The following is a 12,256-nucleotide window of genomic DNA, read 5'->3' as shown; positions in this document are numbered from 1 at the left end:
GATCGGGATGCGCTCACCGATCGACTACGAGCAGTCCCTCAAAGCTACCCCCGAAGCAAGCTAACGCTGTCCACTTTTTCGGGGGAACCCCAGACCACCCGGCAATGCCATCCAGATACGGGTGGAGATTTTTCGGCGAGGATCTTTCCCGCGGGATGAGACGCGGCGATAGCGGTGACGGTGAACGGCGGGTGCGAACGCGCCGTCCCGCGATGACGGCAAGCACGTCGAGGTCGCGGAGCGCGTCGTCGGGCCGATCGGGCCCAGGCCCCGGAGCTTATCCCGCCGCCCCAATCTGATCGCGAAACCGCCATCGAAGCCAGTCCACGAATCGAAGCTCAGCCAGATGGCGGATGTTTGGAAGCAACGAATTATCTAGCTTAGACATGGTCTTAGAGTCAACGGCTGATGGCAGCCGCGGACACATGTGGAGATTGGGTAATTGTTGTCGGTTCAAATCGAAGGCGCCTCTATGACTCTGAGAATTCCGTCGGAATATCCGAGCTGGTTGGCGGATATGGCCGGTCGATACTTTCCGCGAGCCGACGAAGATTCCATACGCCGGTTGGCTGGTGCCTGGCGCCATAGCTCGGACAGGCTTGCGCAGACTGCCCACGAACTCAATACTAGCGTTGTCGCCGATGAGGTTCTATGGGCGGCACTGCCCGAAGGATTTGGCAACGTATGCGAAACAAGGAAGTTGTGCGTTGATGCGTCTCGCGAACATTCGAACATCGCTGAGCGTTTACATGAAGCGGCTGCAATGATCGAGAGTGCAAAAAAATCAATCATTGCAACTGCGAACATGGCGCGTATCAGCATTGCTGAGGATCTCGGCGAAATGGACAACGCGATAAAGGTGTCGGCGCGGGCCGGTGTTGAGGAAGCAATGGCGAAGATCTCGCGAGAACTTGTCTCGAAACTAAAGGAACTCGATTTCGCCGGATTGCGCTCTGATCGGTAATATGTCGCATATGCTGCAACTGATCCACGATTACAACGAGAATCCGAGGTGGACTTCGCCGAAGCTGCGGAATGTTTGCGAAGGGAGCTACGGCCTCGCCAGCATTAGCGTATGTAGCTCATCGCTAGCTCAGAACTACGCGCCCTGCTCATCCATGGCTACCAGCTCGCTGAGCGCTTGGCTGTGCAGGGCGATCCGTGATGTGTGCGGCATATGGCGGGGTCGGTCCGGCTGTGGCGTAATACCGAACAACTTCTCGGGTCTTGCATGTCGTGGGTCGTCGGCGGCGGGGACGGGACGCCGTCGGAATGAGTGCTTGTCCCAATCGCCGGTGACCTGCCGAATTTGCAATCAATTCTGGCGTCATTTCGCGGTAATTGTTCCTAGGAATGGGAAATTGCTAAGCGGCTATACGGACCACACCATCTAGATCCGGAAATTCACGACAATATCGAAAGACGCTCTCCTTATGAAAATTGCCCGGCACATCACTCCTCTCCCCTCGCTGCGTCAGCCGTCGGAGTGCTTCACGCAGGGGCGGCTAATGCGGCTCCTGCGATCTCCGCCGCAAGCGCCGCACAGATAGGCGGATCGGGATATTGGCCGATCGACCAGACGGGTACTCCAGGCGGAGTGATCTACCTTTCCTACAGCGGAAGCACGGACTGCGTGGTGACAATGAAGACTGCCTACGTCGGCCAGCCGACGAAAACGAGCTCACATCGATCTCTGTTACCGATTCGGATGCTGTCGCTCCCGGCGCAACTGACTAGAACAACTATCTCTATTATGCTGGCCCGGTTCGTGCCTATGCGCCGGGAAAGTGCATTCGATGGCGTGGAACGTATTTGGATCCGAATGGACATCCGACCGGCGCGCTCAGTGGCCCATCACACTGCGGGTAAGTCCGCCGTCTCTAAGCCTCAATGCCGTTCAGTTAAGGTTTTTGTTCGGTATAGTGCGACCGTTCCGTGGAGTGGTTGGGTCAAGCCGGAGTCGGATCGTCGTCCGTCGCTAAGGCCGAAACAGCAAGCCACAACGCGAGTTCCAGCCGCCGATGTCGGCAGCGCTCCAAACGACTGGCTCGTTACCGATCACAAGGTTGATGACGTTTTGAGATCCGGGATCGTCGAGAGGATCGGCCTCCAAGCTCTTGCTCCAGCCAAACGGCACGAGATGGATGCGTGCGCCGTGTGCCCTCAAACGTTTCGCCAGTTGCGACAGCACGTCCGTCGTCTCAATGGCCGGGGAGGGGAGGTACCCTCGGGCGGTCGTCCACGCAGCTGAGCTGTGGACGTATCCGTCGATGACGGTGATCGCCGCCTCGGTTTCGCGTGCAATTCGGTATACCATCTCTGCGGCTGCGTCGGCCACCACGATGTCACCGCGTTCCACGCCGACTCTGACAAGAAGACAGTTGAAGAATCCTGTGGTCGAAGACAAGGACCCTGGCTCGAACTCGACCGCGCCTCGGTCCGTGGCTGTGACGGCTTTCTTGTATTCGACTGTGCGACAGTGGCTGCAGTAGATACGCATTCTCTTCGCCCCTTGCTGCGAGTTAGGTCAGAGGTGCGGTCAATTCCGAATGGGTTGCTGAACGACAGGATCGCGAGACCGAGTCAATCGAGTTCTGGGACTTTGCCTTGGGCGATGTCGGCGTCATCCAAAGCTCTGCCATCAGCGACGATTCATCGTTCAACCGGACCGAGAACCTGAAGTCGTCGAGACCTACTCGCTCAGAGCCGAACCAATTAATCACGGAGGCAACGGGATGTAGCTCGAAGAGCATTCCATCGGTCTCGAATACGACGCCGTCATATAGCCGCGGCGAATCGGTCCGTACCGGATCTACAGGACCTTCCGATTGCACGGCGCCCGCGAACGCCTGCAAGTTTTGATAGAACACGCACGAATGGTCGACGTCGGTGACGGTCAGACGCAGATGATGGATACCGGCGGACTCGACCAGGAACATACGAACCTCCGCTGTATCGGTGACAAAATGGGCCGTAAAGGCACCGTCAAGGTTTCCTGCGACTCCAAACCACGATGTCGCGAGGAGTCGTATCCGAACTCTAGAGCGACGGCAGCACAATTGCTGGTGTCGCGGCGGACAGAATTGGTACTGTTTGCGACATGGAAGTCGCGGTCTTCGTCGTCGATGGAGTGGCTGATTTTGGATTCGCCGCTGTGCTCGAGACATTCAATATGGCCAATGCTGTACTGAACTACCTGGAATCCCCGCCGGCACCTTGGCACGTCCATACGGTGTCACTTGGTCACAGCGTTCGATCAGGTCACGGACACCTGATACCGACCATGTCACTGGACGATCTGAGCACTGAAATCGATGTGATGATCGTGCCCGCGGTCGGGGTCCTCGATGCCGAGGCCCTGATCAGCCTAGTCTCTGCCCGCGCGAATCGCCCTATACTAGAGCGAATCTCGGCTGCACGGCACAACGGAGCACACGTTGCCGCCGCATGTACCGGAACATTCTTCCTAGCCGAGGCTGGTGTACTGGACGGCCTACAGGCGACCACGAGCTGGTGGCTCGGCCCCACATTCCGGCGCAGATATCCCGGAGTCGATGTGCACGAGGGCCTCACGCTGTGCCACGCGAGTGGGGTGACCACAGCGGGAGCCGTGGTGTCGCATCTGGATCTTGCGCTGTCGCTGATCGTTGCGGTCAGTCCCGCGGTGGCCGAACTGGTCGCGAGATACATGACGGTCGGCAGCCGAAGGACGCAAATCGAATTCGCAATACCAGAAGCAATCGCCCGAGGCGACTCGTTGGTGGCATCGTTCGAGCGCTGGGTGCGCGACCGCATTGCCGATCAGTTCTCGATCGCCGATGCGGCCAAGGCTCTTGGCGTTACCCCTCGCAGCTTGCAACGTGCGACGCAGGGCGAGTTGGGGATGTCCCCAAGAGATTTTGTCGACGAGATTCGGTTGGAACGAGCAACCCGACTGTTGCGGACGACGTCTCTGACTGTTGGCGCGATCGCAACCAAGGTTGGTTATCTCAACGCTGGCACGCTGCGCGCACTCTTTCGGCGACGTCGTAGCCGGACCATCGCCGACGTACGTGCTTCTGAAACGTATTGGCAGCCCGCGTCCATGTGGTAACGGGCCGCCGCGAAGCGGTGTCGCCTTCCAGCGTGAAGGGTTCTGGCGCCGAAGTTGTGACGCTGCTGGTCGAGTGCTGTTGGACACTGACGCTGATGGGCCGTTCGCGGCAGGGTGGATGGGCAATTCACTTTCGAGTTGAGCCGTTTGGGACTTTTGACAAGTCAGACCAATCGCCACCTGAACGCGCGACTGCACGTTCAGCTTCGCCAGAACGCTCAAGACGTGCATCTATCCTGCTAGTCCACCAACGTCTGTTCCCTCACCCACTTCCTGCTGGTATGAACGGGTTCGCGAATGAACGAACACGGACAAGACAGCACCCGGACCAACTGCGCCTTGAGCACTACCGGGATCATGCTCGGCGGCAAGCCCATCCGCACGCTTTACATAGAACTCAATGCGAGCCAGCGGGCGACGGCTTGGTCTGCGGGACCCGATACCTACGTCTCGTTTTGGTGGCCCGTAGATACTGACTTTCTAGTAGGTCAGATAGTGCTCGGTCCTCGCCCGATAGTCAAGGAGTTAGTCGACCATGACGCCTCGCCCCTCGGACAGAGACAGCGGCACATCCTCGACGGAGCCGAACGGCTCGTGGAGAGTCGCGGTCCAACTCGAACCGGGTCTGGTTGATGAAATGGTTCGTATATCACATCGGTCGCGCTCGGTGTGGCAATCCGGTTCTATGACAATGCGGGCGGTGCGCTAATCTACACCGGATCGGCGAAGGATGTCCGCCTCGGCCTTGGAGCGTGTCAGTTCGGCCCTCGCCTGGGGGAGGCTCCGGCTGCTTGACACCGTACGCCACGAATCACATTGTGGAACTCGTAATTTCATCAGTAGTGACGGGTGCGAGCTCCATCAACAGATGTGTCGCTGTCGTCTCCAGGATGTCGAGGTTGCCGTATATCCGGGAGACGAGCATCGCGCCTTCGAGAGAGCCAATGACGACGCGCGCCCTCTTGTGCGGCGATCCGGCGAATGTGAGTGTGCCTTCTCTTCTGCCCTGCGTCAGAACTTCGGAGAGCCATGCTTCGTTCCGGTTGAAGAATTGGATCACCGACCTCTGCATGGGATCGGACAACGTCGTGTACTCGGCGGCGAGCATGCCGCACAAGCACATTCGTTGTTCGCGCAGAACGCCGATATATAGGCTCGCATAGTATTCGAGCCGCTGAGGAGCGCTCTGCTCGTCGACGGCCGACAGTGCTCCGAAAAAGCGGTGCTCGTACCGTCGGATGAGTGCCAGGCCGAGTTCCGCTTTGCCTGGAAAGTGATAGTGCAGAGCGGGCTTGGAGATCGACAGTTCGGCGGCGATGTCCGCGTAGCTGAATCCGTTGAACCCGCGACGCTGCACGAGCCGTTCGGCTGCGTCGAGGATGTGCGACCTAGTGCTGCTGTCGCCGCTCGCGGGACGTGGCGTCATCGTCGGTTACCCCTTGACTATTGGGCGAGTACTGATGAGAATCTGACCTACTGGTAAATCAGCATACCTCCAACAGGATCAGAAATGACACAGGTCATTTCCGATTTTGCATAGCAGGTCGCAATGGCGCCGCAGCGCCGTCGATGCCAGGGCGAGACATGACACTTGGTCGGCAGCCCGCGATTCCGTTCGAGCGCGAAGCTCGGCGTTGTGTGCCGCTCCGAGGTTGTGGTGGCGAACTGAAGTGAACCGAACGGGAAGAGGGTGAGGCAGCCGATCGGTGGAGTAGAGGACTTGATCGAATTGTCCTCTCCACCCATCACATTCACGTGACCGTGATGTTCTCGACAGGTCGCGGCCGCGGACAGGTCAGGGTTGCCCACGGGTAGGCCCATTTGCCCACAAGATGATGATTGACCTCTCGATTCCCAGGCAGCAGACATGATGGAAATGCACTTTGAAACCGCGTCGCAGGTCGAACCGATCGGACACTCCGACGTCGATGTGTCTCGCGAATCCACTCGCAAGCACGGACTGATCGGCCAGCTGATCGGTCGCAGGGAGGAACTCGATCGGATCGACTACTGCCTGCGAAAAACGATGGCGGGGCGTGGCGGGATTGTCATTCTCGAAGGCGAACCAGGCATCGGCAAGACTGCGCTGCTGGCGGCGGCCACGCGAGTAGCGACCGCGCGCGGTGTGAGGGTTCTTCGTGGCGAAGCCAAAGAGCTCGAACAGCGCGTGCCATTCGCCACTTTGAGCGCCACCGCCGCGACTTCGGGAGAGCGCGCCCCGGTCACTGCACGACCGGATATGAATCCCGACAGCGTGGCGATCGGTCAAGAGATGGCGATGGTCGAGTCCTTGGTCACGGCCTTCAAGGACACTTGCATGTCGGAGCCCACTGTGTTGATCTTGGACGATGTGCACTGGGCAGATCCATCGAGCCTGCTGACGTTGCATCGCCTAGGTGAATCCGTTGGTGAGCTTTCGCTTTCGATAATTCTCGCGCTTCGGCCGCTACCGCGCGATCAGAGTCTGTCGTCCCTGCTCGGTCAGTTCGATTCGTGGGGTGCAGAGCAGCTGCGGCTCGGTCCCATGAACGATGCGGAAGTGGCCGCGTTGGTGGAAGACACCCTCGGCTTGCCCGCCGGACCGCGGTTGTCCGCCGCCGTCTCCGGTGCTGCCGGAAATCCGCTGTACGTCATCGAACTGGTGGCTGGTTTGATGCAGGCCGGTTTGATCGAACTCGGCGAGATCAGACCCGACCCAGCCGCATTCGAGGCGGAAGGGCCTGGTGAAATCCGGTTGCCGGAATCGCTGACCGATGTGATTGTGCGCCGGGTGGATTATCTACCTGCGCAATCACGGCAAGTTCTGTCTATGGCGGCGGCCCTAGGGCCAGGTGTCGAGGCGATCGAGCTGTCGTCGGTGCTTGGAGCGCCACTCATCGACGTGTGGAACGTTATCAGTGTGGCGGTCGAGGCGGGAATCCTGGTACGTGCCGGTTCGGACTTGGTGTTCCGGCACGATTTGATCCGCCAAGTTCTTGCCGATCAACTCCCGCCGTCGACACGCGTGACCCTGCAGTTGCGGGCAGCGCGTGTCTTGATATCGATGGAGGCACCGGTCGAGCGCATCGCGACCTATTTGCTGGCAAACGATGCGCCGCTGGATAGCGCTTGTTTGGACTGGCTCATCGAAGTTGCGGAGAGACTGACGGTTCGCGCTCCCGAGCTGGCAGTAGGTCTACTCGATCGGGCCATCGAGTATCCGGCACTGGACACCGCGCGCTCCGATGTGCTGCGACTGTGGTACGTCAGGGCGCTGTTATGGAGCGGAAATCCTGGCAAGGCCGAGGCAGTAGCATGGCGGACATTGTCGGACGATGCCGCCTCGGCAGGGCAGGAACCAGCGGTCAGCAATCAGCTCCACTGGCTGTTGGCTCATGCGTGTTTCGCCCAAGGAAACGTGGCCGCTGCCGTCGCTGTGGCCGAATCCGTTCTTGCCCGGCCTGGCCTCACGCCGCTACAACAGGGCCAGTATCACGGGTTCCGTGCCTTGTCCTATCTGCTTCTCAGGCGCCGAGATATCGTCGAAGAGGCGTCGGCACTGGCGATTTCGACTGGTGAAGCCTGCGCGGATCCCATCGCGTGGGGACTGGGTGCCTTTGCACTTGGCCTACTGCGGTATCACCAGGGATTTCTCGGTGAAGCGCAGGAGCTCGGCGATCGGCTGGTTCGAAGCTACGAACACAGCGGCCGCCGGCGACTTTCCAACATCGACCCGTACTCGCTGAGCGGTCGTTGCCTGACCGAGCTCGGCCAGTACGCCGCGGCAGAGAAGACGTTTACACTGGCAATTCGATTGAGCGAAAGTACCTCTGGGATGTATCTCGGGTCCATTCGGCTGGATTTGGCGCGCATGCACTACTTGGAAGGCCGCTGGGACGACGCCCTCGCCGATGTGCGAGTCTGCCAGGACGGACCGGACATCTTCGGATATGCCGCAGCCGCCGAGTGTTTTGTCGCTCTCGTTGCAGTGCGCCGTGGCACCTTCACCGGTGCTCCCGCATCGCTGCCTTCACCAGACGACCGCCTGGGCAGCCGCAATTCTCGCCATCTGCGTCCCTGGGTCCATGCGCTGGTGTGCGAGGCCCAAGGCGATCCAGATCAGGCGCTTGAAGCGGCGTCGGACATCTGCGATGAACTCGCCGAACCGGCGGCTTCCGTCGCGGTGTATCCGCTGTATCCGGATCTGGCGCGGCTGGCAGTTGTGACCAACAGACTCGATATTGCCAGCAAGGTCACCGCCGCCGCAGAAGCGCTCGAAGCGCGTTACTTCACACACAGTCGCCACGCAACTGCGGTGTTGTGCCGTGGGCTGGCCGAAAGCAGCATCGACCTTGTAGCCGAGGCCGTAGAGTCATTTCGGTGTGCGGGGCGGCCCTGGTATGAAGGACAGGCCAACGAAAACCTCGCCGTCTTGCTCGCTAGCAATGGCCAACTGGACGAGGCTCGGTCGGCACTGGAAAGGGCGATCGAACTGTATACCCGCTTCGAGGCCGAATGGGATATTGCGCGGGCCGAGGCACGTCTACGCGATTTCGGGATACGGCGCGGTCGCCGCGGGCCGCGCAACCGGCCCAAGACTGGCTGGGACGCTCTGACGCCGACCGAGAGGAAGGTCGTCACGCTGATCGCGCAGGGACGGTCGAATTCCGACATTGCGACCAGAATGTTCCTGTCCCCCCGCACTGTGCAGTCACACGTCTCCAGCATTCTGACGAAGCTGAATCTGCAGTCGCGGGTCCAAGTGGCGATTATCTCGGCCGGGAAGAGCTTGTAACATGCCTGACTAATCGCGAATCTGTAGCATAGACAATAGTTTCTCAGCGCGTAAGCAGTAGATTCGGTTGGTTGGACGGCAGGAGCACGCTCGCAACGGCAATAGCGCAGGCGAGTCCGGCCGCCAGTAAGAAGACCACATTATAACTCGTAGCGACGGTGGAAAGGGAGTTCCCGGCTTCCCGCGCCACATTGGTCCCGGCAGCAGCGGAGAGTACAGCCAGGCCGATCGAGCCGCCCACCTGATTGCCGGTGGTTGCGAGGCCGCTGAGAATTCCGGTGTCGCTGTCGAGGGCATTGACCGTCGCCGTAGCCATAAGCGTTGGAAAGGTCAGTCCGATGCCGACCGCGACGAGCAACGTCGGACCGAGCACACCGAAGAGGTAACCGCTATCGGTGTCGGCTTGGGCGAGCCAGCCGAAACCGGTCAGGAGACAAGCACATCCGATCAGCACCAACGGGCGCGGCCCCGTTCGCGGTAGGATTGTCGCAGCCGCCCGCGCGAAAATCAGGAATGTCATTGCGGCCGGTGTTTGCCCGAGTCCGGCGCGAAATGCGTTGTAGCCCAGCACGTTCTGCAGGAACAGTGGCGTAAAACACCACATCGCTATGGAAATTCCGCCGAGCAGCGCCAGCGCGCCGACCCCGACGGCTACTCGCCGGATTCGGAGGAGCCGCAAGGGCATCAGCGGCTGCGCTGCAAAGCGCGCCTCTACCACGGCAAAGACCGTGAGCAGCAGGAGCCCCACTCCGATTGGACCAAGTGCCCGGGGCGAAGTCCAGAGGTGATCGGCGGTTTGCATCGTTCCATATACCAGAGCGGCCAACCCCGCCGTTGCCGTGATCGCACCTCTGAGGTCGAGTGATTCACTCCGGCGGGTTTGGCTGTCCGACAATGTAATTGATGTCAGCGCGATCAGAAGTGCGCCGATCGGCACATTGATCAGGAAGATCCACCGCCACGACAAGCCAGTAGTGATGGCTCCGCCCGCGAGCGCACCCATCATCCCGCCAACGCCGCCCACAGCCGACCAAACCCCGAAAGCCCTCGCCCGCGCACGCTTTTCGGTGAAGCTAGTGTTGACCACCGCCAATGTCGCCGGTGCCATCATCGCCGCACCCACGCCCTGTGCTACGCGGGCTGCCACCAACATCTGCGGCGCAACCGCCAGACCTCCGGCAAGACTCGACACGGTGAACAAAGCCAACCCGCCGACTAGCATCCGACGTTGGCCGAATAGATCGGTGGCCCGGCCAGCCAGCAACATGAATCCTGCGACGGTGATCAGGTAGCCGTCCACCACCCAGGCCACACCGGTGGCATTGAAACCGAGATCATGTTGGATCGTCGCCAACGCGATGTTCACGATGGACGCGTCGAGGATGACCATGAACTGGCTGACGGAAACCACTGCCAGAACCAACCGCATGTGATTGGTGCGCGGATTGGCCAGGCTATCGAGTTCGACTGAGGTGTCGTTGGATTGGTACAAGCTCGGTCACCTGAGCTGGCCGGAAAGGCGGAACACCTCACCCGTCGGGATGCCTAGGCGCTGTGACCACGCCACGGCTTCATCCAGAGACGGGGAGTTGTCGATCAGCTGAGCTGCGGCGAGAGTGGCGGGGAGTTTTCCTTGGTCCAGGAGGATTTCCCACTGATACGGCCGGAGAGCCAAATAGCGTAACTCCGGCAGATCAGCCAACACTTTCAAGTCCCGGACCTCGGCCTTCGAGAGATCCAAGCCGCGAAGGGTCGATACGGTGCGCAGCGGGGTGATATCGACAGAGACCATGCTTTCCACCGCCAAGGACGTGAGGGTGCGATGATCGCCGAGCTCGCCGAGATCGGCGTTGGCCAAATTGATGTGCAGCGATTCGATAGGCAGATGCCGAATCGGAGCGAGGTCTCGAACGGGGCACCACACATACAGGCGCCGCAGGTTCGGTGCGGCAGCCAAGGGGGCCAGATCGATCGGGCTCGAGCCGCTGAGGGTGACCAGTTGAAGGCTCGGTGTGACATCGTCGAGGATCTCGGTTCCGCCTATGAGTAACTTGGGACCAGTCTCGTAGTCAGGGGCGGAGATGGAGATCGCGTCACCAGGTCGGTATATCTCGAACTGTTCCAGTTCGAGCGCAGTAAGATAGTGGCCCAGCAACGAGGTTACCGAATCTGCGACATAGGCTGGGCCGTCGGAATAATCGCGACCAGTGAGGATGACCTGGCCAGGGTGACCGTGACGGGCCGGAGCCATGTCCACCGCCGTGTAGTTGCCGGTTAGGTTGGTGCCGATCGGTATCCACCCAGGATGGCCTCCGCAGCGTCGAACAGTCTCGAGAGGTTGGGCATCGAGAACAACCCAATCCCAGGCCAGATGCCAGCCGATCCGCTTTATCATGGTCGCGTATAGGTCTCTTTCCTCCTCGAGAGTCGCGACAACCATTTCGAGTGGCATCCACGCTTTGCCGCCGAACAAACTCCCTGTGTCGATTTCCATTTCGCCGTCGGCGAATAAGTACAATGCCCGCAGGTCAGCGGGTAGCGGTCCACCGATGCGGCGCTCGGCGGCCGCGAGCGCTGCTGCCGATACCGGCGGTCGTAGTTGATCTGGTCGCCCCAAGATCGTCGCACGGCGCCGCAGGTACTCTTGAAACCGTTGTAGTGCGAGTTCCGGATCACCTTGTGCATCGGATGTCCCAGCGTCCTGCGTGTCACCGGGCCATGGCATTTCATATGTGGGGTCAATTATCGCCAGATATCCAGGTGATGATCCGAGGGTCCGCACGACACCGTGCTGCACCGCTACCAATCGGTATTCGCCAGTTGTGTTGCAAGTGAGTGTGATCGTTGCTTTTTCCCAGCTGGTAGACTCCTTCACCTCCGCCACAATTGCCCGCATATCTTTCTGCATAATCCTCAACGAGCCCAATGAGTCTCTACTAAGGTATTGCACGGATCGACCATCCACCATATAGGACACCAACGCATTGGATTCCGATACGGCTGCCGTCCATCCTGTGGGCGCATTCGCGATCATGTTCTCGACGGCTCGTTGTACGGCGGGCTCAATCAAGATGGTGCTCTCCTACAGTTGACGGGCGATCGGAATCACGGTGACCACAAAACGCGGGGCTACCCACGGCTGTTGGTGTTGCAGATAGAAGCCTGGAGCTTCGCAGAGCCTAACCATGCGGTGGCGGACTGAATATCCGCCATAGTGCCCAAGTTCGTATGCCGTGTCGGAGAAATTCACACCGACAGTGGGGATTCTGACCTGACCCCATGATTTCGGTCCGGGGACTGTGAGAGCCTTGCGGCCCACGTAGTGGGCAGGAAGGCTCGATGACCATGGCGACACGCAAGAGGCACACCCCTGAGCAGGTCGTGCGCAA

9 protein-coding genes are annotated in these 12,256 nt (G+C 59.9%); 3 read left to right on the top strand and 6 right to left on the bottom strand.

The genetic code is table 11. The features are described from left to right. The first annotated feature begins 472 nt into the window (after positions 1–472). A complete protein-coding gene (locus ACFYOW_RS48990; protein WP_387298971.1) occupies positions 473–964 on the top strand; it encodes a hypothetical protein in 492 nt (163 codons plus the stop codon). Positions 965–1,978: 1,014 nt separating this feature from the next. Here the strand turns inward: ACFYOW_RS48990 and ACFYOW_RS48985 are convergent. After that, complete coding sequence (locus tag ACFYOW_RS48985; protein ID WP_387298969.1) at positions 1,979–2,500, bottom strand: threonyl-tRNA synthetase editing domain-containing protein; 522 nt, start codon at positions 2,498–2,500, stop codon at positions 1,979–1,981. 22 nt (positions 2,501–2,522) lie between these two features. Then, on the bottom strand, positions 2,523–2,939 hold the full coding sequence (locus tag ACFYOW_RS48980; protein ID WP_387298967.1) for a hypothetical protein: 417 nt from the start codon (positions 2,937–2,939) through the stop codon (positions 2,523–2,525). 161 nt (positions 2,940–3,100) lie between these two features. Here ACFYOW_RS48980 and ACFYOW_RS48975 point away from each other — a divergent pair, with 161 nt between their 5' ends. Then, complete coding sequence (locus ACFYOW_RS48975; RefSeq protein WP_387298965.1) at positions 3,101–4,093, top strand: GlxA family transcriptional regulator; 993 nt, start codon at positions 3,101–3,103, stop codon at positions 4,091–4,093. Between the two features lie 811 nt (positions 4,094–4,904). Here ACFYOW_RS48975 and ACFYOW_RS48970 read toward each other — a convergent pair. Together ACFYOW_RS48970 and ACFYOW_RS48965 are read right to left on the bottom strand one after the other, a co-directional pair. Beyond that, positions 4,905–5,519 (bottom strand): TetR/AcrR family transcriptional regulator, encoded by a 615-nt coding sequence (locus tag ACFYOW_RS48970; protein ID WP_387298963.1) that lies wholly within the window; start codon positions 5,517–5,519, stop codon positions 4,905–4,907. A 47-nt stretch (positions 5,520–5,566) separates the two neighbouring features. Beyond that, the gene (locus tag ACFYOW_RS48965; protein ID WP_387298961.1) at positions 5,567–5,902 is read right to left on the bottom strand and encodes a hypothetical protein; all 336 of its coding nucleotides are present in this window, start codon (positions 5,900–5,902) and stop codon (positions 5,567–5,569) included. A 58-nt stretch (positions 5,903–5,960) separates the two neighbouring features. On the opposite strand from ACFYOW_RS48965, the gene ACFYOW_RS48960 reads away from it, so the two are divergent. Further along, complete coding sequence (locus ACFYOW_RS48960; protein ID WP_387298959.1) at positions 5,961–8,867, top strand: AAA family ATPase; 2,907 nt, start codon at positions 5,961–5,963, stop codon at positions 8,865–8,867. Between the two features lie 43 nt (positions 8,868–8,910). Here ACFYOW_RS48960 and ACFYOW_RS48955 read toward each other — a convergent pair whose 3' ends face one another. Next, entirely contained in the window at positions 8,911–10,296 is a 1,386-nt protein-coding gene (locus ACFYOW_RS48955) for an MFS transporter (RefSeq protein WP_387298973.1), read from the bottom strand. Positions 10,297–10,365: 69 nt separating this feature from the next. Then, positions 10,366–11,937, bottom strand: coding sequence for an SMI1/KNR4 family protein (locus tag ACFYOW_RS48950; protein ID WP_387298957.1), 1,572 nt, complete (start codon positions 11,935–11,937; stop codon positions 10,366–10,368). Between the last annotated feature and the right edge of the window lie 319 nt (positions 11,938–12,256).

Origin of the sequence: Nocardia sp. NPDC006982 (assembly GCF_042869435.1) — a bacterium.
Lineage (GTDB): Bacteria > Actinomycetota > Actinomycetes > Mycobacteriales > Mycobacteriaceae > Nocardia.
The sequence above is the reverse complement of the archived record's forward strand: the minus strand, read 5'-3'. Positions and strand labels throughout refer to the sequence as shown.

Coding starts and splice junctions, on each gene's coding strand:
- ACFYOW_RS48955 (WP_387298973.1), bottom strand. CDS start 10,296: ATGCGGTTGGTTCTGGCAGTGGTTTCCGTCAGCCAGTTCATGGTCATC.
- ACFYOW_RS48990 (WP_387298971.1), top strand. CDS start 473: ATGACTCTGAGAATTCCGTCGGAATATCCGAGCTGGTTGGCGGATATG.
- ACFYOW_RS48970 (WP_387298963.1), bottom strand. CDS start 5,519: ATGACGCCACGTCCCGCGAGCGGCGACAGCAGCACTAGGTCGCACATC.
- ACFYOW_RS48985 (WP_387298969.1), bottom strand. CDS start 2,500: ATGCGTATCTACTGCAGCCACTGTCGCACAGTCGAATACAAGAAAGCC.
- ACFYOW_RS48980 (WP_387298967.1), bottom strand. CDS start 2,939: ATGTTCCTGGTCGAGTCCGCCGGTATCCATCATCTGCGTCTGACCGTC.
- ACFYOW_RS48975 (WP_387298965.1), top strand. CDS start 3,101: ATGGAAGTCGCGGTCTTCGTCGTCGATGGAGTGGCTGATTTTGGATTC.
- ACFYOW_RS48960 (WP_387298959.1), top strand. CDS start 5,961: ATGATGGAAATGCACTTTGAAACCGCGTCGCAGGTCGAACCGATCGGA.